A 21,710-nucleotide genomic window follows, 5' to 3' on the forward strand; every position below is an offset into this window, starting at 1 on the left:
CGGTCCCCCAACCCACACCCGTCTAGGCGTGGGAAATGAGCATGGGGGTCAGATCCTCATGACGCGAAGGGGTCAGTTCCGGATGTCGCTTGATAACAGGGGCTCGCCAAGTTCACCGTCGATGGCCGCAGGATCATTCTGGAAGCGTTTCAACGCCGGCGGGACCAGTTGAAGGCTTCCGGTAACCACCGGGTCACCCCCGCCGCGAAAGCGAAGCGGCGCGAGCAGGCCGCGCTCATGGCCGAGATCGAGAGGTTGCGCCGCGACGTCGCCCGTCTGACCGAGCGTTTATGCATCTGGCAGAAGAACGCCTTCCTCAAAGGTCTGACCTTGGAGGAGCTCGAAGCCGAATGGCATCCGGTTGATCGGCATCAGTCGGATCCGACTCTTCGTCGCAAGCTGGGCCTGCCGACCGGTCTGCGGCGGTAGCACCTTTTTCCCGGCCCCCGAGCCAACTCGCAGCGTCGGGCTGCGCCGTATTGGATCGCGGTGGTCTTGAAATACATGCTGCCACCCGTAGGATTCGGCCCCTGGTCTTTTGCCCCGGAGCGGACGTTCCGCATCCGACCCAACCCGGCCGTCCGGATCCCCGTAAACGCTTTTCGAAAGCGGTCGTTTGTCGGCCGTGCAGCAACTTCCGCAGAGGGTGGGAAGCCGCTGTTCACCGAGCGCAGGTAGGCTTGGAAAAGCATCTGGTCTCGGATGGTCGAAACGTGCCTCTCATCGAACCCGACAAGAAGCCTAAGAGCGTCCGAGATCGAGGCGCTTGGTTCTGCCACGCAATCGTCCTACTGCTCTGCGCTGCCTTCCTGTTTTGGAACGCCGAACGAATTGCTGATCCAGACTGGCGTAGGGCAACTTATCTGCTGAAATATATGGATGGATGGCGGCCGTTTTGGCGAGGAGCTTGTAGCGCCATAGTAGGTTCATGGTTCGCCGTGTTTGGGCTGATTGCGCTATGGGTGTCGATCCGGCCATTCACGCCAGCAACCCACCGAGGACCTGGAACGGCTGAGGGCAGCTAAGGGTCGAGAGCGGTCCCCACGGCTATGTCCGCTTGGATGCATCTGCCGTCCGAAAGCAGACCGACGGGAAACCACCCACTACGGTCCTACGGCTCCCGACCCCACCCAGTCGTTAGCGGTGCATTGCGCGATACCCCAAAGCAGCCATCGGTTCGCGTTGGACGACGAACACCTGACTTGGAGTAGGAACTGATTCGGAGCGCCAGCGAGATGGATGGTGCCAAGCGGCGGCAAACTCAGGAAGGATTGCGCCGGACATCCAGGTCTTTTGACAGGGTCACATAAGAATTTGCGTTTCCGATAACGGTGTAACCTGCCGCCTCGTAGAAGTGTATGGCGGGATTGCCTTCGAACACATGCAGTTCAGCAATCTCGCATCCCAGTCGAGCCGCATTCTCTTCGAAACGTGCCAGCAGCAAGCGCCCAATCGCGCGTCGGCGGTAATCGGGTTTGACGTGGATAGAGGCCAGGGTCGCATTCAGGGACGCCTTCTCCCAGAACATGTAGCCGACTTTCTCATCACCGACAGCGGCAACCACCGTATCCGGCAGGCAACGCACCCACTGTTCGAGGTGGCGATGCATTGCCGATTGCCACGCCTGAACGTTCTGTGGCTCGTGATCCGTGATGTAGGCGCGTTCGAGTTGGAAGATCAAAGGCAGGTCGGCTGGCTTCCCCGGCAACAGATGGATGTCGTGCCAATTGTCCACGTTCAATCGACCCCGATGGTCCGATATCGGACGGCTTAAGCTGGAAAGCAGACCACCTGCAAACCACCCTGAGCGGCCGTGCCGGTAGCGACCCACGGCAGCCGTACGGACACCCATAAGCACGCCCCGAAAGCAGACACCTTCGCCTCAGATCCGGGCCGTAGGCTTCCACGCTTCCGCCGTAAGCGAACGTTCAGACGGACGCACCGCGGGCCCTCACCGGGCCGAACGCGACCATCTACAATCGGCTTCGTGCCCTGGGCAGCCAAGGGGGCAAGGTCAGGTCGTTCGGGACGTTCACCCGAGCGGGCGGACCACTTCCCAGGTGCCATGCGACTCCGCCGCCAAGGGCCCAATGCTGCGCCTGAGGGGCAAAAAGGGGAGCAGAGCCGAGCCATCGGCCGCTCACGGGGTGGGCGCACGACCAGGATCCAAGCCTTCACGGATCGCTTCTGCCACCCGCTCGCCTGTGGGATCGTCGGTCGGGACGGTCGGTCTATCGGTAATCCGGTGCCAAGTGCCGCATCGCCCGAACCTTGGCGGCGCGGACCGCTGGGCTGCGGACGAGTTCGTGACAGAACAGCAGCGGCATCGGTTTCAGCGCGTCATCAACTGCTCCGTCGCCTCGAGCCATGGACATGGTCTGCCGCGCGGCTGCTGCGCCGACGGCGTCGGCGAGTGTGGTCCAATCCTCCACTGATCCGTGCCCGCGCTGCAAGATCGCATTGCCCCACAGATGGCCCTGCTCGCGCAGGTACGGTACGTCCTGCCGGGTCAGACAGGCAGCCATCGCGTAACCCTCGACGTCTGCCCGAAGCGCGGCGCGTCGCGCTTCCGCGGCAGTTGAGGTGCTCAGAAGGGCCGCGCCGAGCACCGCCGCCCGGACAGGCCGCGTCGGCGAGAGAGGTCGACGAAACATGTCACGGCTCCTCGACGGCTAGGTCCGTCGCCGGGAGCCATCCTACAACGGGCGCCTTGCCGCCTTGGTAGAGCGCCCGCACCCAGCCCTCCCGGCGCTCCAGCACCACGACCGCGTCGTCCGCCACAAGATAAGGGGTCCGTCTCGGGGCTTGGCCGAGCTCGGTCCGGAGAGCGGCGCGTCGAGCGGTCACCAGTCCGACACCGCGCCAGTTCTCAGGTCGCGCCTCTTCTTCCTGCACCTCCCGCGGCAGGGTGTAGGGCTTGTCTACCATGCTGCCCGTCGTCATCGAGCAGCCGCCATGGTCTTCCACCAGTCTCAGCTCGGCCCCCTCTGCCGTGAAGGTGAGGGTGCCGGCGATGCGCTCAGCCTCGCCTGGGTACCAAGTCTCGAGCGCCGCGCGGGGGCCGGACAGCGTGCCGCGTAGGAGGAAGATGCAGCTGAAGGACGGCATGCCGTTGATCCCGCCGCGCACGTCCGCGAAGACGCCCGATACGCTGCTGCCCCGCACCGCGAGGACGAGGCTGCCGTAACGACCCGATCGCGGTGCAGTCTCTGCCGCCGCGCCGCCGCCCTGGGCAAACGTCAGAGCAAGCAAGCTCACAGTGCTGCCGCGCTTGACCCAAGTCCAGAGCTTCACAGGTTCTTCTCCAGAACCTTGACCACAGCCTCGACCCGGTCCTTGAAGTCGGCCACGTTCGCGAAGGGGCGCCAGTTCACGTCGAGCACGCCGCCCTCGAACTTCAGGCCGTTTTGGTAGGCCGAGGCTGGGGCGGTCTTCTCGTCATAACGGATGCGAACCGTTTTAAGCTTCGCCCGCAGGGCATCACGGCCCATCTGGTCCTTGGTCACGTCCCGCAAACCCGCCGCCAGCGGTTCGAAGATCGTCGTCTCGAAGTAGCCCGGATCCGCGTAGTACGGCGCGTCACCCGGGATGGTGAGCTGATCCCACGCCACCTCGACCGGCACGGGGAAGCCTGCCGCCTCCTGAACCGCCTTTTCCTGCGCCGGGAAGCGGCCTTCACGATAGGCGGCGATCGCCCGGCGCTCGGCCAGCCCCAGTGTCGGTTCGGCCCAAGCGGCCGACACGCAGAGCAGGAGCGTGGCGGAAGCGAGCGCGTCGCGGCGTGAGAGCATGCGGTCGATTTCCCTCTGGTATGCCGGCCCGGACATCGGGCGCGGGGTGATGGAGCGGATGAGATGGTGGATGCCGCCGCGGCGTCGGGCGCCACCGAACCGGGCCGGTCGCCTCGACGGCGCGGGTGCTGGCCACGGGGACGCGCGCAGGGAAGAAGCCGATGCTATCCGCATCGCGCAGCGCTTTGTCACGGTGGCGCACACGCAGGAACAGCCCAGCGAGAAGAGGGATGACATGCCAGGACGACCGTCCGCCCATGCGCGAAGCGTCGCTTCTGTCGCCTTTGCGGCCGCTGCCCTCATGGCTCAGCCGCTGTCGGCCGCACCGGTGAAGCCGGCCGGAGCCGCGCCGAGGCTCCCGGCCGACGCTCAGGCCTACGTGACGCGGCGAAGAGGCTGCAATCACTGGGGTGGCGAGGACGCCTACGACGAGGCTCGCGGCCGGGAGATCGCCGCCGCGGCGAAGGCGCTGCGCTGCGACGCCATCGACGCGGACGAGGCACGCTTGCGCCGCCGCTACGGAAAGGATCCAGCGGTCCTGAAGGCCTTCGACAGAGCGGACGGCGAGAGTGGCTGAGCGCGGCGCGGGACGGCCGGTGAACGAGCCCGTCAGCCGCCGAGTGAGGCGTCTGCTCCACGCGCCTCCCCTCGTGTTGCTCATCGGCCTCGGTCTCGCCCCGCTTTTCATCCTCTTCCCCCGCCTGCCCGGCGGGCCGGAGGTCGGCCCAGCGCATGACCCGACCTCACAGCCCTTCGCGTTCTGGGTGGGTACGGCCTTGCTCGGTGGCCTCGCGGGCACCCTCGACGGTGCGGCCCGACCCCTGTACCGCGCTGCCGCGCTCATCTTTGGAGCGTCGCTCCTGTCGGTTCCTGCCTTGCGCCTGGCGCTCATGTCGAGCCTGCCGTTTCCACACAGGCTCGCTGTGTGGCTCGGACTCGATGGGGAATTCGCGATGGAGGCCGATCTATACGAAATTTGGCTGCTGTCGTGGCTCGTCTGCCTCGGTCTGATCGTCGTGGTCTGGCGCGGTCTGGTGCGGATCATACCGGTGCGGCTCGCGGAGGCGGCGGGCCACACGGAAACCACGTCGACCGGTCCCAATCCGTGCCCATAGGCGTGGACCCGGTCAGTGCTGGCGCTGGTTCACTTCCGTGTTGGACGGAGCGGTCCGTAGAAGCCGGTCCATTCCATGCCGAGTGTCTGGGCTCGCCGGGCCAAGATACCGGGCACCGACAGCAGGCTCATCACTGGCGAAGCGAGGATGTCCCGGTCGTTCAAGAGGCGCCCGACCTGTCGTCCCCGCCACCAGAGCAGGCCGAACAGCAGGGCGAGCATCAGGAGCAGGCCCCAGGTCACGAGATCCCACCCGAAGATGTAAAGACCGTAGGGCGGATTGAGGGCCGTACCGAGCCGAGACAGTCCGATGAGGACGATCGGCAACAGGACCAGAAAGCCCAGCAGCTCCAGCGGCAGCCGGCGGAACACGCGTAGAGCTGCGTTCAGATCCTCGACGGACACATAGTCGAGGGACAGCCGTGCATCGTTCCCAGCCCGTGTCATGGAGCCTCCTGGCTTCAACGTTGTCTCCGACGATGAGGTCGCACGGCTCTAGGATAAAAGGGACGGAAAGGGATTTCCACCTCTCGGCCCGTCAGCGTGGTGCTGCGCCTGTCCCTCCCATGAGTCCGTGCAGCCTCTCGACGAAGGCTGTCGGAGATCGACCCAACGCGGTCGCAAGGGCGCATCGAAGCCTCTCCCGGAAACAGACGTTCAATCGCATGAGCCAGAAGCGGCTTCCCGCGCATCAGTGCGCCAGCGAACGTTCCGATCCGTCCGTCGAGCGCTTCTTCTTTTTGCGCTTGCTCACCTTCACCACCACATCCGCGTTGTCTTCGGCTATGCGCTCAGCCAGAGCAAAATCATGAAGCTCTGCGGTCGCTGCGTCAGCAGAGGTCGGAGCCTCCGTCACGGCGTAGAAGGCGGCGCGAACGATCTCCTTCTTACTCGCCTCTGGATGTCGTTCACGGATCGCGTTCCGGATCGCCTTCGGCTTCATGCCCGGCCTGGCGATCTCCCTCAGCGCTTCTGCGATCTCTCTAATCGATGCCATGACGCTCCCCCTCCGCTGCGAACTCGACCGGCTTCCGACCCTCAGTCGATGCGACATTTGGATGACAAGGCCACACCTGTAGCTTCTTATATGGGGCGCATTGTTCACGCGAGCGTGAGGGCTTACCGAACGAGCACGTTCTTCGTGAGACCGGAACGCACTTGGGGCGCGCCTGCAATTCGGCGCGCCCCTCTTTCGCCGCCGGCATGAAGGCTGGCGAGCTATGGCTTCGGAGCTAAGCGGTTAGGCTGCTCCCGTCGAGCGCAGCCGCTCAGTAGGATCCGACGAACTCCTGTAGCCAGACGTGACTAATCAAATCGAATTCATGACGTTGAAACGCCGACAGATCGACGGAGGCAATCATGGCCAAGGACAAAAAGAGCACGTTCCCCGGCTCCTTACGAGACCACAAGGACGCTGCGAACGCCGAAGCCGAGAAGGTGAATGCCAAAATCAACGACGCCTTCCTGAAGTTGGCCAAGAAAATGCGCGAGCGCGCTGACAAGGCGAAGTCGAAGGTGGATGCGGCACGAAAGCCTGAGAAGCGCGCGGTCCTGCTTCGGCGCTTCGAGCTATATGCGGATGCAGCGACCCACCTCGAAGAGCGCCTCCCCCCGCGCGACGAATAGCTTGACACAGCGCAACGCGAAGCGGCTCAGAACGCACGCAACGACTGCACGACTTTGCCCTCAGTTATCGGATGGCTGACGAGGCCGAGCCGCTCACTATCAAATTCTGCAAGAAAGACGTCCGGAAGGACGCGCGGCAGAGCCATGCGCGCACTGCAGAATGGGTCTGAGCATAACGGTCAAGGTCACCTCGCTGTCGTGTCCGGGTCATAGGGCACGGGACTTCCCCACCGAACCCGATGCAGCACAGTGACCGATTGGTTTGACGAACATGAAGACGTTCAGCCCTCGTGGACCGTTGAGGAGAGCTGGATGCGTCTGTACATCGTATGGGGACTGATCGGCCTCGGAGCGCTTGGAGCGCTTGGCGGCATGCTCCACGTGCTTCCAGCCTGAATTTGTCGGACGGGAACCAAAGGGATGAGCGAAGCTCAGCAGACTGAGCCCTTCACCTTCGAACTCGTCCCATCAAAGCGCGCGACTGGCGGCTATCACTGGGCCATCCGTAAGCACGGGAAGCTCGTCCAGCGCTCCGATACTCCGCTCCCGACAGAAGATAAGGCCCGCGTTCAAGCCCAGGCCATGATTGAGCGTCTGCGCGTCGGGCAGACGAACTGGTAGGACACCAGCTTTTAGGCAGGAGCCCGCCGCAGCTATGCCGGGCGGGCTCCCTCCCTCGGACCATTTGTGTCAACGCGGGGTCCGATGGCTTGCTGGCGTCGGCTGTTGAGACGGACGCGCAAGGAAGCGTAGCATGACCGTGCGATCAGAGAGCCACGTAGCATTCTGATGGACGGTATGGGCGAAGGCATTTCGCCTTGGCACCCACCCCCTACCATCGTGAGCGCGACAACCGCGTGACCCCACACTCAGCGTCGCCTTGTGGCCCCTCATCCGATCGATGCCCTTGCCAACTCAGGTCGGAGCGTTGGTAAAAATAAGCTGTCCGTTTAGATGCCTCTGCCGTCCCGAACCGGACAGACGGCTAACCACCCCAAGCGGTCCATCCGCTGGCGACCCCTCCCGGACGTCCTGAGCGTCCCTCGGGCATTCGCAAAGCAGACAAATTGGCCGATGTTCAAACCGGCGTAAGGTGATGCGGTGCAGCCCAAAGCCGCTTCAGCATGGTAGGGTGCGCGACGGGAAGTACCGCCTGCTCGGCTGGGAGGACAGGTCGCTTCCAACGCAACTGTCGAGGCCTCAGGCTATGCTGCGTCGAAGCTTTCTCGGGGCCGCCGCCGCGTTAGGCGCCGCCTCGTTCCTCCCCACCCGGCCCGCGCTCGCGCAGAGCGCTCGTCAGCGGACCCTGCGCTTCGTGCCGCAGGCGGATGTCACGATCCTCGACCCACTTACGACGAGCGCCTACGTCACGCGCAATCACGCGCTGCTGGTGTTCGACCAGCTCTTCGCGATCGACGGCGATCTCCGGCCTCAGCCGCAGATGGTCGAGGGCTACACGGTGGAGGACGATGGGAAGCGCTGGACCTTCCGCCTGCGGGAGGGTCTCAAGTTCCACGACGGCGAGCCGGTGCGCGGGCGCGACTGCGTCGCCTCGATCCGGCGGTGGGCGCCGCGCGACAACCTCGGCCAATTGCTGTTAGCGCGCACCGACGCGATGGAAGCCCTTGACGATCGCAGCTTCACCATCCGCCTCAACCGGCCCTACGGCCTGATGCTGGCGACCCTGTCGAAGCTCGGCCCCCCGGCGCTGCTGATCCTGCCCGAGCGGCTGGCTGTCCTCGACCCCAAGCAGCAGCTCCCCGAGGTCGTCGGTTCGGGTCCGTTCCGGTTCAATGCCCGCGAGCGCATCGTCGGCGCCCGCGTCGTCTACGACCGCAATCCCGACTACGTGCCCCGTGCGGACGGGGAGGTCTCGGGAGTGGCCGGGCCGAAGCGGGTGCATTTCGACCGGGTCGAGTGGACGACTATGCCCGATCCCAGCACGGCCGCAGCCGCGCTGAAGAACGGCGAGGTCGACTGGTGGGAGAACCCGATCAACGACCTGCTTCCAACACTGGGAGCCGACCGCGGGATCGTCACGCCGTTATCGGGCCGGCTGGGGACGATGGGCACCGGGGTGATGAACCACCTGCACCCACCCTTCGACAAGCCTGCGGTTCGCCGCGTGCTGCTGGAGGCACTCTCGCAAGAAGACTTCATGACCGCGATCAACGGGACGGATCCGAACCTGATCCGGACCGGCGTCGGCCTTTTCGCTCCCGACACGGCTATGGCCTCCGATGTGGGTCTCGACGCGCTGACACGTCCGCGCGACCTGGAGCGGTCGAAGCGGGACCTGATCGCGGCCGGCTACAAGGGCGAGCGCGTCGTCCTGCTGGCGGCGGGCGACCTGCCGCGGCTGGCCGCGATGGGCGATGTGATGAACGACCTGCTCCAACGCCTCGGCATGAACGTGCAGCACGCCGTCTCGGACTGGGGCAGCATGGTCACCCGCCGGGCCAACAAGGCGCCTCCAGATCAGGGCGGCTGGAACATCTTCTGCACCGACTGGTCCGGCTTCGACATGCTGAACCCGGCGGTGGAGCAGGTGCTGCGCTGCGGCGGCGTGCAGACGGGCTTCTTCGGCTGGCCCGACCTCCCGCAGATCGAGGCCATGCGTGGGGCCTGGATCGAGGCGCCGGACGAGGACGGCCGTAGGAAGATCGCCCACGACATCCAAGCGGTGGCGATGCAGGAGGTGCCCTACCTGCCCCTCGGCCAGTATCTCAGCCGGACTGCCTATCGGGACGATCTCCGGGACGTGGTCAAGAACCTGTCTGTGTTCTGGAACGTGCGGCGAGCGTCCTAGAGGTCTACTGAGCGTGACGAAGGCGACGGTTCTCGCCGGATAGATGCTTGGCGTTCGTGCTCGTCAGAAGAGGTGGCGATACGGCTAAGGCCGTCGGCTTTCTAGCCTTCGCGGCCAAAAGCAGAAGGTCGCGTTTCCACCCCGAGCTGCCCTTCGGCTGTCGACCCAACCCGGCCGCACAGGCTGTCATTGGCGCTTCTTCAAAGCGATCGTTCGTCGGAGGCCGGGCAACTTCGTTTTGGAGTGGGAAGCAGCCTGTTGTCGATTTTCGGCGCGGCATTGAGAATGGGAGTCTCGAAACGGCTATGGTGCCATCAGATCATGCTGCTACGCGAGTTCGAGATAGGCGACGAGGCCGCAATCGGTAGCGTTGCACTTGCGGCATTCAAGCAATTCGAGTCGTTTTACGCAGACTGGCCGGCGATGGCATCTAACGTCTGTAGAATGGCCGACTTGGCAAAAACAAGCGAGCTCATCATCGCCGAAAGGAATGGGGAAGTCGTTGGCGGCGTCGCCTACGTCGGCCCCCATAAGCCGAAAGCCGCTTTTTTTGATTAGGCCTGGCCAATCATCAGAATGTTGGTCGTCTCGCCATCGCATCGTGCTGGAGGCATTGGGAGAATGCTCACCGAGACGTGTCTTGAGCGAGCAAGACGTGACCATTCACCTATAGTTGCCTTGCACACATCGCCCATCATGATTGTGGCGCTACCCATGTACCTACGTATGGGTTTCGAGAAATTGCGAGACGCGCCGGACATCCATGGCGTCCCCTACGCGGTGTACACAAAATCTCTTTGAACCCTCGACGCGAGCGCTCGCAAAGGTTCAGAAAAAGAAAGGCCTTGAGGGCTGAAAGTGCAACTCGAATGTGGTGGCTAGGGAGATGAAATCGGCGATTAGAACACTGGTGTTAGCCGCGCTCACTGGGGTGCTGTTCTTTGCCGTCTTCTTCTACTTCCTCGCGCACGCGGGCTTGGGTAGGCCTGACTGCGATGCTGGGCTGTTCATGGGCACCTGTATCGAATGACCATCCTCTAAGGGGTGTGAGCGGTCCCCGCGGCTATGTCCGTTCTGATGCATCCGCTTTCTGGGAGCGGACTGGTTGATAACCACCCTGGGAGGTCATCCGATACGCGCGCCACCATCAAGACCGCCAACCTGCCGCAAGCCGGTCGATGTTTGATACTGACGGAATGCCAGTCATCCGGAGTTACGTAGGCGATACAGGACGTGGCGCTTAAACGGGTCGTTCGGCGCACGGCGGGGGTGATCAAAGTCATCGTGCGGGTTGTGACGCATTCCGAGCCGCTCCATGACCCGGCGCGAAGGCATGTTGCCTTCAACCGCGTAGGCCACGATCTCGTCTAGCCCAAGCCGTTCGAAGCCATCCTTGAAGGCGGCTTTGGCTGCCTCGACCGCGTAGCCTCGTCCCCAATATGCCCGAGCCAATCTCCATCCTGCTTCGACAGCCGGCGCGAACGGCATGTCGTCGCTCTCGTTCTGGAGACAAACGAAGCCGATGAACGGGCTGACGCCCGGTGCCTCGACCGCCCAGAAGCCAAACCCGTTATCCTCAATGTGCCGCTGAAGCTCGTTCGCTTGGGCATTGCTATCCGCCTCGCTGAGCGTTCCAGCCGACCACCAGCGGCGAACCTCAACATCCGCATTCAGAGCCGCGAAGTGCGGAAGGTCCGTTTCACGCCAGGGCCGCAGAAGGAGACGGGGCGTCGCAATCATGGATCCCGCCCGTGTTCGACAACCGCTTTGTCGACAAGGCGAAGGGGTGAGCGTTTCATCACAGACGATCCTTCCGCCTGCTGAGAGAAGAGGTCCGCTTTCGATTTCTAGCTCCTCGAAAGCAGCCCGGCAAAAATCCACCCTGAGCATCCAGTGGACGGCCGTCTGGCAACGTCGCTTTGCCCATCTATGGGACCGGAAGGGCAAGGCACTTGCGCATCACCCAGAAGTCACGTTTTTCGCCGGCCGCGTCGCCTTTGACCGGCTCAGCGATGATCCCATGCACGCGCCAACCAACGCGCTCGTAGAACCGCCTCGCGCGTACATTGCCAAAGAGGCAGTGCAGCTCGGCCTCCCGGACGTCTTGGTCACGTAGCCCTAGTTCGGCCGCCTCTATGAGCCACTGTGCGAAACCGGAACCGCGGGCAGCAGCGTCGAGGAAGAGCTGGCCGAGTAGTGGGCCTTTCCACGCGACAAACCCAACGACCGTGCCATCATCCTCGCCGACGACGACGTTCGGCATCAGGCAGGCAATGCGGCCTATAAAGAAGCCCTCATCTCGCGCTTCGCGTTCTGCATGCGGCATGTGCGAGCCGTGGGTCTCATGCCAAACACGGTGGTACAAGCTTGCGACCGATCGAAGGTCCTGCACTCCTGCTAGACGGACCATCGGCGTACCTCCGGTTGAAGTGTATGGGATCGTTCCGGCAGAACAGGTTGTCCCAATGCCCATCATGGCACGTGAGCATGCGTGTAGCTGCCGTCTGCTTCAAGGCATTGCCGTCCAAAAGCAGCCCGGCAGAAATCCACCCCGAGCCGACGTTCTGATTGCGACCCAACCCGGTCGCCGGAAGCGCTGGCCGCGTTCCCAGGAAGCGGACGTTCGTCAGACGCTTGGCAACTTCACCTCAGAGTGAGAAGCAGACGGTCGCGCGCGACGCGGCGTCAGAGCGTCACTCTCCGATCCAGCATGGTCGTCGCTTGGTCGAAGACGCGCGGCCAGAGATCCTCCGCGAGAATACAGAACCCCGCGAGGAACAGCAGCGCGCGGATCTCGGCAAGCTTGACGAAGTGCGGGAGGGCTCGCCGCTCCATCCTAGACAGTGGGCGTACGCGTTCGTAGCCCGCCAAAAGCGCGGCGACGAGTGTCGCCGTCTTCGCCGGATCACCGCGCACGAAATGCCAAGTCGCAGTCCCAAGATCCACCACGTAGGGACCGTAGCCGCAATCGTCGAAATCGAAGAAGCCAATCGTGCCGTCCTGAACGACGGCGTTGGCCAGCCGGGCGTCCCCGTGACAGTTTCCCGCCGGTAGATCATGCATAGCAGGATCGGCCAGCATCTCCGCCCGGCATCGGTCCACAGCGCGCCGTACGGCCTCGCCACCGGGAATGTGCGCCAGCACTGCGGCGGGGTGCGCGCACAGGGTTGCCGGATCAAGCGGACGCGCACCGCCGGCCTCGATCCCAGCGAGAGCCCCGTGCAGCCGCGCCAGCGCCGAGCCGAACAGCGCTACATCCTCCGGGTCGTCGGCGAGCGGCCGACCGTCGAGGGCGTGGAACAGGCCAGCAACACGGTCCACGCCCTCGAACGGCACGCGCGCGCAATCCGTACCATCGGCGGTCGGGATCGGTCGCGCCACATCGATGCCCGGCGTTGGCCGGACCTCGTTCAGCAAGCACATCTCGAACGCGATCTCGGCTGCGGATCGGCCGGTAGGCCGGTAGAGCCGCAAGTAGTAGGCGGCGTCGTCCGCGGTGAGACGGTAGGTTCGGTTCGCGCCCGGGACCACCAACGCGCAGGCGGCGAACACGCGCCCATAGCATCGGGAGAGGGCGTGGATGTCGAGGTCGCTCATCGTCTCGGCCTACCATGCGCGATCCAGGCCAGCAGCGCTCGCGTCTTTTACGCGTCGTGAGCGGGTGCGTAGGCGATGCCCGCTTCCATCAACCACTGCCCGAAAGCAGACCGGCGCGAAACCACCCCAAGCAGTAGGTCAGGCAGGACGATCTGGCGGCTCGCGAAATTTGCCAGCTGTCTGATGGAGCCTCCGTTTCATGCATTGGCTGCTGAAGCCGGCGCCTGATGCGACCAAATCCGCTACGGCCTGCCGAAATCCCAGGAAGCTGTGGAAAAGGCCGCTTTGAGTGTCGGGCAAGGCCATCCGCTCGGAAAGGCCATCGACTTAATTCGATCTTCGACTCACCTTCGATCCCATGATCAAGCCTGAAAGCCCTTCCACCACAATGGCTAGCCCGTCGAGTTCACCAGTCGATTGCGGTTATCGGTGGTAATGTCCGGGAGCGGGGGCCGCGGCATGGCAGGTCCCCGTCCCCGGCACTGGAGCCGGGATCGGAAACCGTCCTAAGGCCGGAGCATCGTCCTCCGACCCGGACCCGCCATGCTCTCGACCCTGCTGGTCGTGCTGCCGATCTTCGCGCTGATCTTCGCCGGCTGGCTGGCCCGGCGCGTCGGCGTGCTCGGGGCCGCCGCCACCACCGAACTCAACCGGTTCGTGGTCTTCCTGGCCCTGCCGGCGCTGCTGTTCGACGTGACCGCGCACGCCCACTGGAGCACCATCTGGAAGCCCGGCTTCATCGGCGCCTTCGGACTCAGCAGCCTCGCGATCTTCGCCCTCGCCGTGCTGATCCGCGGCGGGGCGGGGCGGCCGCTGGCCGACGCCGCGGTCGACGGGCTCAACGCCGGCTACGCCAATACCGGCTTCATGGGCTTCCCGCTGGCGCTCGTCGCCTTCGGGCCGGAGGCGCTCGCGCCCACCACGGTGGCGGCGATCCTCACGGTCTGCGGGGTCTTCGCGGTGGCGATCGTGCTCATCGAGACCGGTCTGCGGCGCGAGGCGGCCGCGTCGGGGAGGGGCGGCGGGGCGCGCCGGCCCGTCTGGTGGACGGTCGGCCGCTCGCTGGTGCGCAACCCGCTGCTGGTGGCACCGGCGCTGGGCGCGCTGGTGCCGAGCGCCGGCCTCGCCGTGCCGGACGCGGTGGCCACGTTCCTGAAGCTCCTCGGCGGCGCGGCGGCGCCCTGCGCTCTGGTGGCGCTCGGCCTGTTCCTGGCCCAGCCCCGCCAGACCGGGGGCGGGCAGGGGCGCACCGCCGCGCTGCTCGTCGGCCTGAAGCTGGTGCTCCACCCGCTCCTGGCCTACGGCCTCGGCCGCTACCTGTTCGACCTGCCCCCGCTCCTGCTGCACACCGCGGTGCTCATGGCCGCCCTCCCCACCGGCACCGGGCCGTTCATGCTGGCGGAGTTCTACCGGCGCGAGGCCGACCTAACCGCCACCGTGGTGCTGGTCTCGACCGTGCTGGCCGTCGTGACGGTCTCGGCCTACCTCGCGGCGATCGCCTAGGCGGCCCGGTGATCCCGGGCTCTCCGGACGGCCGCGGCCTCACATTCGGAAACCGGGCGACCACGCTCTTGCCGCAGAGGAATCGTAACGTTTGCCCCGTAGCGTCGTGGCGCGGAACGCCGTGTCCGCGCTAGAACGATCCGACAGGCAGGGGCGGAACGACGGCGGATGGTGGGTTCGGGAGTTTCCATCGCGGGGCGGATCGCCCGCCTCGCCTGCGCGACCGGCCTGGCGCTGAGCCTCTCGGCCTGCTTCCGGCCGCTCTACGGGCCGACCGCCTCGGGGGAATCCGTCCAGGCCCTGCTCGCCTCGGTCCAGGTCGACGACGTCGCGATGGCCCAGGGCCAGGAGCGCCTCGGCCACTACCTGCGCAGCGAGCTGGTCTTCGACCTCGACGGGTCCGGCCACCCGGCGACCAAGCGCTACCGGCTGAAGCTCTCGGGCTCCGAGATCGTGCAGACCCCGATCGTCTCCTCCACCACCGGCCGCGCCGAGGCCGGCACCCTGGTGGCCAACATCAAGTACAGCCTCGAGGATATGGGCGGCACCAAGGTCTATACCGAGGGCGTCGCCACCTCGACCGCGACCTACGACCGCTCGGTGCAGCGCTTCGCCAGCCAGCGGGCGGCGCGGGACGCCGAGATCCGTCTGGCCAGCGTGCTGTCCGACCAGATCAAGAGCCGCCTCGCCGCCGTCCTCTCGACGAAGCCGTAATCCGACGTGACGGCGGTCAAGGCCGGCGAGATCGAGGGGCTGATCCGGCGCGGGCCCGATCCGCGCATCCCCGTCATCCTGGTCTTCGGGCCGGATACCGGTCTGGTGACCGAGCGGGCCCGGAAGCTCGCGGAGGATTTCGTCGACGACCCGGCCGACCCGTTCGCGCTGGTGCGGATCGACGGCGACGCCCTCGCCTCCGATCCGGGCCGGCTGTGCGACGAGGCCGGGACGATGGGCCTGTTCGGCGGCCGCCGGTCGATCTGGGTCCGGCCCGGCACCCGCAACTACGCGCCTGCCGTCGAGGCGGTGCTCGGCGCGACCGTCGCCGACGCCCGCATCGTGGTGGAGGCCGGTGACCTCGCCAAGAACAACCCGCTCCGCACCCTCTGCGAGCGCTCGCCGAAGGCGCTCGCGATTCCCTGCTACGCCGACGACGAGCGGACCCTCTCGGACCTGATCGAGCGCACCCTCCAGGAGCGCGGCCTGCGCATCGACCGCGCCGCCCGGGAGGTCCTGGCCCGCAGCCTCGGCGGCGACCGCCGGGCGAGCCTGATGGAGATCGAGAAGCTCGCCCTCTACGCCGCGGGGGAGGGGGACAGGACCGTGACCCTCGAGCACGTGGAGGCCGTCACCAGCGACGTCGCGGCGAGCGTGCTCAACACCCTGATCGACGCCGCCTTCGACGGCCGCCGCGACGCGGTGGAGCGCGACTACCGCCGCTTCCGGCACGAGGGTCTCGACCCGGGGGTGGTGCTGAGCTCGGCGCTGCGGCATGCCCTGACGCTGCTCACCACCCGCCTCGACAATCCCGACAAGACGCCCGCCATGATGGTCGCGACGTGGCGGGGCCTGCATTTCAAGCGCAGGGCCAGCATCGAGGGCCAACTCGGCGCGTGGCCGGCCGGAACGCTCCGTCAGGCCGTGGCGGCCCTGCAGGAGGCGATCCTGGCCTGCCGGCGGGCGCAGCCCGACCTGGCCCACGCGCTGGCCTCGGCGGCCCTCCTGCGGGTCGCCGAGGCGGGGGCGCGGCGGCGGCGCTAGGGCGCCTCGTCGGGGGAGGGCGGTCGCACCGTACCCGCAGAGGAGGCGGGAAACGTTGCCACGACCGGCCGGACCGTCCTGCGCGGCAGCCGGACGACCGGCCCGGAGGGCTGGGTCCGGTTCGAGGCGATCTGTCACGGCTGGCAGGCGGTTCGCGCCGCGCGTGTCTCCGTCGAGGTGTTCCTGGACGGGCGCACATGCTCCCCGGGCGGATCGACTTCCCCGACGCGCCAAGAGGGTTCCTCTGCACGCAGGTGCCGGCCTGTCGCGGTCGCGGCGGCGAACGCCTCGTGATCGACGCCGGCGCCCCCCTCGCGGCCGCGGATCCCGACCGGCGGGCTTCCTGCGCCGCGCAGGAGGTGCGCGACCGGTCTCGCGCCACGCTGATGCTCGGAGTCGATCCCGGCCGAGTCGACCCCGGCCGAGGCGCTGCGGGGCGGGGTCCCAGCGGCGCGCCGCCGGGACCGTCCGGACCGGCCGGCCTCCCGGCTCGCCGCACTCGTGCCGGGCCTGCGACGGACCCGCCGAGGCGGCGCCTTCGTCCGGAGGCGGCCTTCAGGCGTCCGAGACCTTGAACCGGGTGAGCAGCGCCTGCAGCTCGTCCTGGGTCTCGTAGCGGATGCGGATCTCGCCCGAATCGGCGTCCTTGGGCTTGTAGGAGACCGGGACGCCGAGGGCCCGGTGGATCCGCAGTTCCAGGTCGCGCACCGTCGCGGGACGCTCGGCCGAGAGGCGCGGGCGCCCGGGGCGGGGCGTCTCGGCCGGGGCTGCCTCCGCGGAGGCGATCGCCTCCACGTCCCGGACCGATAGGCTCTCGGCCACGACGCGCCGCGCCGTCGCCTCCGGATCGCGCACAGCCAGCAGCGCGCGCGCGTGGCCGGCGGTCAGCTCGCCCGCGGTGACCCGCTCCTGCACGGACAGCGGCAGGTTGAGCAGCCGCAGCGTGTTGGCGAGATGGCTGCGGCTCTTGCCGAGGATCTCGGCCAGCTCCTTCTGGGTGTACGAGAAATCCTTCATCAGGCGCTCGTAGCCGGACGCCTCCTCGATCGCGTTGAGGTCGGTGCGCTGGACGTTCTCCAGGATGGCGAATTCCAGGGAGCCGCGGTCGTCGATCTCGACCACCACCACCGGCACCTCGTCGAGGCCGGCGCGCTGGGCGGCCCGCCAGCGCCGCTCGCCGGCCACGATCTCGAAGGTCCCGGGCACGTCGCCGATCGGGCGGACCACGATCGGCTGGATGATGCCCCGCTGGCCGATCGAGGCCGCCAGCTCGGACAGCTCCGTCTCGGCGAAGCTCCGGCGCGGGTTGCGCGGGTTGGCGCGCAGGAACTCGATCGGGACCCGGCGCTGCTCCTCGGCCTTGGCCGAAGCCTTGCCGGCCTCGTTGAAGTCACCGATCAGCGCCGCGAGCCCGCGCCCCAGTCGAGGCTTCGCCCCCTCCTCCGCCATGATCGCCACCCGTGTCACGCTCCACACTCGCCCCTCGAACCGGGAGGGGGACTCAAACCCGTCAGGCCGCGGCCGGAACCCGACCCTCGCGCTGGATCACCTCCGAGGCGAGGCGCAGGTAGGCCTGACTGCCGGCGCATTTCAGGTCGTACAGCAGCGCCGGCTTCCCGTGCGAGGGCGCCTCGGAGATCCGGACGTTGCGGGGGATCACGGTCTCGTAGACCTTGTCGCCCATGAAGCCGCGCACGTCTGCCACGACCTGGGCGGAGAGGTTGTTGCGCGGGTCGAACATCGTCAGCACGATGCCCTGGATCGTCAGCTTCGGGTTCAGGGCGCCGCGGACCTGCTCGACGGTGCGCAGCAGCTGGCTGAGGCCCTCCAGGGCGAAGAACTCGCACTGCAGCGGCACCAGCACCGCGTCGGCGGCCGCCAGCGCGTTGATGGTCAGCAGGTTGAGCGAGGGCGGGCAGTCGATCAGCACGTAGCTGATCCGGCTGAGGCTCGGCGCCTGGGTCAGGCTCTTCAGCACGCCGCGCAGCCGGTGCGCCCGATCGGGGAGGGTGGCCAGCTCAAGTTCCAGGCCGAGGAGGTCCATGGTCGAGGGCGCCAGCGACAGCCGCGGCACGGCGGTGGGGACCACGGCCTGCGCCAGCGAGGCCTCGCCGGCCATGACCTCGTAGGTCGAGACCCGGCGCTTGGCGCGGTCGATCCCGAGACCCGTGGAGGCGTTGCCCTGCGGGTCAAGATCGACGACCAGCACGTCCTCGCCGATCGCCGCCAGGGCGGTGCCGAGGTTGATCGCCGTCGTGGTCTTGCCGACGCCGCCCTTCTGGTTGGCGAGCGCCAGAACGCGCAGAGGGCGTCGCATGGATGAATCCATGGACCTGTCGGCGGGGTCGCCGAGGATCGCTTCGCTCATCGGTGGCTCGGGGCGGCGAGGGCAGTGACGCGCACGATCCGGGCTTCGGAATCGGTCCGGCTCGGCACGAGGTCGTTAACGACTCTCCACTGCGCGCCGGCCTGGGTCAATTCGGCTTGTACGTCCCGCCCCTTCGGAAACAGGCCGGTGGTGCCCGTTTTCAACAGAGGCTCCGTCCAGGCGAGGAGCTGCGCCATCGGGGCGACGGCGCGGGCGCAGACGACGTCGGTCCCGACATACTCGCCGATCACCGCCTCGATCCGGGCATTGCGCACCCGGGCCGGCGCCCCGGTGAGCCGGGCGGTCTCGGTGAGGAACGCGCACTTGCGCGCGTTGCTCTCGACGAGGTCGACCCGGACGCCGCGCTCCTGGCCGGCAATGGCCAGGATCAGGCCCGGGATGCCCGCGCCGGAGCCGAGATCGAGCCACGTGCGGGCCTCCGGCGCGAGGTCGAGGAGCTGCAGCGCGTCGTCGATGTGGCGGCTCCAGACCTCCGCCAGCGTCGCGGGGCCGACAAGGTTCTTGATCGGCTGCCAGCGCCGCAGCTGCGCCACGTAGAGGTCGAGCCGCTCGGCTGTTTCACGTGAAACATCGGCCGCCGCGAGAACCCGGGCGCGATCCGGATCGCTCATGCCGGGAGCCGGTCCGCGGGGGCCGACGCCGCGCGCGCGCCGCGCCGCGCGTGGGCGGCCAGCAGGGTGAGGGCGGCCGGGGTCACGCCCTCGATCCGCGCCGCCTGTCCGAGGGTCCCGGGGCGCACCGTCTCGAGCTTCACCCGCATCTCATTCGAGAGGCCGCTGATCGCCGCGTAGTCCAGCCCCGCCGGCAGGCGCACGGCCTCGTCACGGCGGAAGGCCGCGATGTCGGCGTCCTGCCGGTCGAGATAGACCGCGTAGGTCGCGTCGGTCTTCATCCGGTCGGCGATCCGCGGGGCGACCTCGGCGAGGTCCGGCCACACCGCCGCCAGGTCGGACCAGCCGATCTCCGGGTAGGCGAGGAGCTGGAAGCCGGTGCGGCGGATGCCGTCGCGGTTCAGGACGATCCCGTGGGCCGCGGCCTGGCTCGGCGTCAGGCTCACCGCGTCGAGGCGGGCGCGCGCCGCGTCGAGCGCCGCCTGCCCGGCCGCGAAATGGGCCGCCCTGTGTCCTCCGACGCAGCCCAGCGCGATCCCGCGCGGCGTCAGCCGGGCGTCGGCGTTGTCGACCCGCAGGGACAGCCGGTACTCCGAGCGCGAGGTGAACATCCGGTAGGGCTCGCTGACTCCCTGGGTCACGAGGTCGTCGATCATCACGCCGAGATAGGACTCGGCCCGGTCGAAGCCCGCGATGCCGAGGCCGCCCGCGTGCCGGGCGGCGTTGAGGCCGGCCACCAGCCCCTGGCCGGCGGCCTCCTCGTAGCCCGTCGTGCCGTTGATCTGGCCGGCCAGGAACAGGCCCGGCAGGCTCTTCACCTGGAGGCCGACGTCGAGTTCCCGGGGGTCCACGTAATCGTACTCGATGGCGTAGCCCGGCCGCAGGATCGCGGCCCGCTCCAGCCCGGGGATCAGGCGGACGAGGTCGTGCTGCACCTCTTCGGGCAGCGCCGTGGAGATGCCGTTCGGGTAGATCGTCGGGTCGTCGAGACCTTCGGGCTCCAGGAAGATCTGGTGCCCCTCCCGGTCGCCGAAGCGCACGACCTTGTCCTCGATCGACGGGCAGTAGCGCGGGCCCCGACTGGCGATGCCGCCGGAATACATCGGCGAGCGGTGCAGGTTGGCGCGGATCAGGTCGTGGACCGCCCGGCTCGTCCGGGTGATGCCGCAGCGGATCTGCGGCGTCGTGATCCGCTCGGTCAGCGTCGAGAACGGCACCGGCTCGGCGTCGGCCTCCTGCATCTCCAGGCCGGACCAGTCGATGGTCCGCCCGTCGAGGCGCGGGGGCGTGCCGGTCTTCAGGCGCCCGAGGCGCAGGCCGAGCCGGTCGAGAGTCCGCGCCAGCCCGACCGCCGGCGCCTCGCCGACGCGGCCCGCCGGGATCTGCCGCCCGCCGATATGGATCAGGCCGCGCAGGAACGTGCCGGTGGTCAGTACAACCGCGCCGCAGGCGAGGGTCCGGCCGTCGGCCAGGACGAGGCCGCGGAGGCGGCCCTCGGCGTCGAAGGCCAAGTCCTCGCAGGCGCCGGCGATGACCGTCAGCCCCTCGGTCCCGGCCACGGCCGACTGCATGGCGGCCGCGTAGAGCTTGCGGTCGGCTTGGGTCCGGGGGCCGCGCACCGCCGGTCCCTTGCGGCGGTTGAGCAGGCGGAACTGGATGCCGGCCGCGTCGGCGACCCGGCCCATCAGCCCGTCCAGGGCATCGACCTCGCGGACAAGGTGCCCCTTGCCGAGGCCGCCGATCGCCGGGTTGCAGGACATCACCCCGATCGTCGCCGGATCGTGGGTGACCAGCGCGGTGCGCGCGCCGCAGCGCGCCGCGGCGGCGGCGGCCTCGACGCCGGCATGGCCGCCGCCGACGACCGCGACGTCGAACCGGGCGGAGGAGGGGGTGAGCATCGGGTACCGAGCAGCCTTTCGCGGACATCCCGCCGCGGGTGCGAGGAGCGCCCCGGGCCGTGCACGGCGGGTGGGCGCGGGACCGGCGGATCTGCCGGGAGGTCTAAGCGCGCGAAGGCGCGCGGGTCAACGCGTCCCGCCCGCCGCAACGACGCCCCCTTCGCCGGCGCCGGCGGCTCCTCTGAATGCGGTATTCAGAAGGCCCGCCGCGCGAAGATCTGTCGTTCCCGCGCGCATTGCTGTCGCGGATCCCGCGAGGACTTGGGCGTCGCGCCTTGTCAGCAGCTGCGGGCCGTGCAAATCTTGCGCCGTGACGCGATCCTGTGCGGACAACGCCGTCCGGCAGGCCCACGAGAGGGACCGTTTTCGCCGCGCCGCCGAGCGACGCGCGAGGAGGAGACTCGAGATGTCGTCGCTGACAATCGGCCTGGGCGCCGCCTGTTGCGCGGCCGGCGCCGCCGCCCATTTCCTCGACCGCACCCGGCGCAAGGAAGGCCTGTTCGGCCTCGCGGGCTTCGCCCTGCTCCTGACCGGGATGTTCCTGAGCCGCTCCTGAGGGGGGGCGGGGGCGCGTCGTCTCGGGCCAGGCTTCACGGCCGAGCGTCGCGCCGGCC

General features: G+C 67.5%; 24 protein-coding genes. 11 read left to right on the forward strand and 13 right to left on the reverse strand.

Features of this window, described 5'->3' with window-relative positions; genetic code table 11:
- Positions 1–168 precede the first annotated feature (168 nt).
- Entirely contained in the window at positions 169–429 is a 261-nt protein-coding gene (locus ABIC30_RS27055) for a hypothetical protein (protein ID WP_354456377.1), read from the forward strand.
- An 832-nt stretch (positions 430–1,261) separates the two neighbouring features.
- On the opposite strand, the gene ABIC30_RS27060 is transcribed toward ABIC30_RS27055, so the two are convergent.
- From ABIC30_RS27060 to ABIC30_RS27075, 4 genes are all read right to left on the reverse strand, one after another.
- The gene (locus ABIC30_RS27060) at positions 1,262–1,735 is read right to left on the reverse strand and encodes a GNAT family N-acetyltransferase (protein ID WP_354456378.1); all 474 of its coding nucleotides are present in this window, start codon (positions 1,733–1,735) and stop codon (positions 1,262–1,264) included.
- A 496-nt stretch (positions 1,736–2,231) separates the two neighbouring features.
- Entirely contained in the window at positions 2,232–2,525 is a 294-nt protein-coding gene (locus ABIC30_RS27065) for a hypothetical protein (protein WP_354456379.1), read from the reverse strand.
- 130 nt (positions 2,526–2,655) lie between these two features.
- A complete protein-coding gene (locus ABIC30_RS27070) occupies positions 2,656–3,294 on the reverse strand; it encodes a hypothetical protein (protein WP_354456380.1) in 639 nt (212 codons plus the stop codon).
- Positions 3,291–3,791: a hypothetical protein gene (locus ABIC30_RS27075; RefSeq protein WP_043759044.1), complete on the reverse strand. Its 501-nt coding sequence runs from the start codon at positions 3,789–3,791 to the stop codon at positions 3,291–3,293. The genes ABIC30_RS27070 and ABIC30_RS27075 overlap by 4 nt, the downstream gene beginning before the upstream one ends.
- Between ABIC30_RS27075 and ABIC30_RS27080 the strand changes: the two genes are divergently transcribed.
- Both ABIC30_RS27080 and ABIC30_RS27085 read left to right on the forward strand, forming a co-directional pair.
- Complete coding sequence (locus ABIC30_RS27080; RefSeq protein ID WP_354456381.1) at positions 3,790–4,368, forward strand: hypothetical protein; 579 nt, start codon at positions 3,790–3,792, stop codon at positions 4,366–4,368. The two genes, ABIC30_RS27075 and ABIC30_RS27080, sit on opposite strands and share 2 nt — an antisense overlap.
- Before the next feature lie 19 nt (positions 4,369–4,387).
- Complete coding sequence (locus ABIC30_RS27085; protein WP_354456382.1) at positions 4,388–4,906, forward strand: hypothetical protein; 519 nt, start codon at positions 4,388–4,390, stop codon at positions 4,904–4,906.
- 29 nt (positions 4,907–4,935) lie between these two features.
- Here ABIC30_RS27085 and ABIC30_RS27090 read toward each other — a convergent pair whose 3' ends face one another.
- Positions 4,936–5,352 (reverse strand): hypothetical protein, encoded by a 417-nt coding sequence (locus ABIC30_RS27090; protein WP_043759045.1) that lies wholly within the window; start codon positions 5,350–5,352, stop codon positions 4,936–4,938.
- A 244-nt stretch (positions 5,353–5,596) separates the two neighbouring features.
- The gene (locus tag ABIC30_RS27095; protein ID WP_012329792.1) at positions 5,597–5,902 is read right to left on the reverse strand and encodes a hypothetical protein; all 306 of its coding nucleotides are present in this window, start codon (positions 5,900–5,902) and stop codon (positions 5,597–5,599) included.
- Positions 5,903–6,264: 362 nt separating this feature from the next.
- Between ABIC30_RS27095 and ABIC30_RS27100 the strand changes: the two genes are divergently transcribed.
- From ABIC30_RS27100 to ABIC30_RS27115, 4 genes are all read left to right on the forward strand, one after another.
- Complete coding sequence (locus ABIC30_RS27100; RefSeq protein ID WP_354456383.1) at positions 6,265–6,531, forward strand: hypothetical protein; 267 nt, start codon at positions 6,265–6,267, stop codon at positions 6,529–6,531.
- 1,207 nt (positions 6,532–7,738) lie between these two features.
- Positions 7,739–9,340, forward strand: a complete 1,602-nt coding sequence (locus tag ABIC30_RS27105) for an ABC transporter substrate-binding protein (protein WP_354456384.1) — start codon at positions 7,739–7,741, stop codon at positions 9,338–9,340.
- Positions 9,341–9,661: 321 nt separating this feature from the next.
- On the forward strand, positions 9,662–9,898 hold the full coding sequence (locus ABIC30_RS27110; protein ID WP_354456385.1) for a hypothetical protein: 237 nt from the start codon (positions 9,662–9,664) through the stop codon (positions 9,896–9,898).
- 18 nt (positions 9,899–9,916) lie between these two features.
- Positions 9,917–10,141 carry a GNAT family N-acetyltransferase gene (locus ABIC30_RS27115; RefSeq protein ID WP_354456386.1) on the forward strand — a complete coding sequence of 75 codons (225 nt, stop codon included), beginning with the start codon at positions 9,917–9,919 and terminating at the stop codon, positions 10,139–10,141.
- A 402-nt stretch (positions 10,142–10,543) separates the two neighbouring features.
- On the opposite strand, the gene ABIC30_RS27120 is transcribed toward ABIC30_RS27115, so the two are convergent.
- The 3 genes from ABIC30_RS27120 to ABIC30_RS27130 all read right to left on the reverse strand — a co-directional run bounded on the left by ABIC30_RS27120 (position 10,544) and on the right by ABIC30_RS27130 (position 12,937).
- Positions 10,544–11,080 carry a GNAT family N-acetyltransferase gene (locus ABIC30_RS27120; RefSeq protein WP_354456387.1) on the reverse strand — a complete coding sequence of 179 codons (537 nt, stop codon included), beginning with the start codon at positions 11,078–11,080 and terminating at the stop codon, positions 10,544–10,546.
- A gap of 187 nt (positions 11,081–11,267) precedes the next feature.
- Positions 11,268–11,816: a GNAT family N-acetyltransferase gene (locus ABIC30_RS27125; protein WP_354456388.1), complete on the reverse strand. Its 549-nt coding sequence runs from the start codon at positions 11,814–11,816 to the stop codon at positions 11,268–11,270.
- Positions 11,817–12,025: 209 nt separating this feature from the next.
- Positions 12,026–12,937: a phosphotransferase gene (locus ABIC30_RS27130; protein ID WP_354456389.1), complete on the reverse strand. Its 912-nt coding sequence runs from the start codon at positions 12,935–12,937 to the stop codon at positions 12,026–12,028.
- Between the two features lie 543 nt (positions 12,938–13,480).
- Between ABIC30_RS27130 and ABIC30_RS27135 the strand changes: the two genes are divergently transcribed.
- From ABIC30_RS27135 to holA, 3 genes are all read left to right on the forward strand, one after another.
- Entirely contained in the window at positions 13,481–14,440 is a 960-nt protein-coding gene (locus ABIC30_RS27135) for an AEC family transporter (protein ID WP_056533525.1), read from the forward strand.
- 168 nt (positions 14,441–14,608) lie between these two features.
- Positions 14,609–15,154, forward strand: a complete 546-nt coding sequence (locus ABIC30_RS27140; RefSeq protein ID WP_056533523.1) for an LPS assembly lipoprotein LptE — start codon at positions 14,609–14,611, stop codon at positions 15,152–15,154.
- Positions 15,155–15,160: 6 nt separating this feature from the next.
- Positions 15,161–16,198 carry a DNA polymerase III subunit delta gene (gene holA / locus ABIC30_RS27145; RefSeq protein WP_234081398.1) on the forward strand — a complete coding sequence of 346 codons (1,038 nt, stop codon included), beginning with the start codon at positions 15,161–15,163 and terminating at the stop codon, positions 16,196–16,198.
- Between the two features lie 555 nt (positions 16,199–16,753).
- Here the strand turns inward: holA and ABIC30_RS27150 are convergent.
- The 4 genes from ABIC30_RS27150 to mnmG all read right to left on the reverse strand — a co-directional run bounded on the left by ABIC30_RS27150 (position 16,754) and on the right by mnmG (position 21,096).
- Positions 16,754–17,647: a ParB/RepB/Spo0J family partition protein gene (locus tag ABIC30_RS27150; protein WP_354456393.1), complete on the reverse strand. Its 894-nt coding sequence runs from the start codon at positions 17,645–17,647 to the stop codon at positions 16,754–16,756.
- 61 nt (positions 17,648–17,708) lie between these two features.
- Complete coding sequence (locus tag ABIC30_RS27155; protein WP_020094293.1) at positions 17,709–18,566, reverse strand: ParA family protein; 858 nt, start codon at positions 18,564–18,566, stop codon at positions 17,709–17,711.
- Positions 18,563–19,198, reverse strand: a complete 636-nt coding sequence (rsmG, locus tag ABIC30_RS27160; RefSeq protein ID WP_354456390.1) for a 16S rRNA (guanine(527)-N(7))-methyltransferase RsmG — start codon at positions 19,196–19,198, stop codon at positions 18,563–18,565. The genes ABIC30_RS27155 and rsmG overlap by 4 nt, the downstream gene beginning before the upstream one ends.
- Positions 19,195–21,096, reverse strand: coding sequence for a tRNA uridine-5-carboxymethylaminomethyl(34) synthesis enzyme MnmG (gene mnmG / locus ABIC30_RS27165; RefSeq protein WP_020094295.1), 1,902 nt, complete (start codon positions 21,094–21,096; stop codon positions 19,195–19,197). The genes rsmG and mnmG overlap by 4 nt, the downstream gene beginning before the upstream one ends.
- Before the next feature lie 406 nt (positions 21,097–21,502).
- Between mnmG and ABIC30_RS27170 the strand changes: the two genes are divergently transcribed.
- Positions 21,503–21,652 carry a hypothetical protein gene (locus ABIC30_RS27170; protein ID WP_020094296.1) on the forward strand — a complete coding sequence of 50 codons (150 nt, stop codon included), beginning with the start codon at positions 21,503–21,505 and terminating at the stop codon, positions 21,650–21,652.
- The last annotated feature ends 58 nt before the right edge of the window (positions 21,653–21,710 follow it).

Origin of the sequence: Methylobacterium sp. 1030, assembly GCF_040544715.1 — a bacterium.
Taxonomy (GTDB): Bacteria; Pseudomonadota; Alphaproteobacteria; order Rhizobiales; family Beijerinckiaceae; genus Methylobacterium.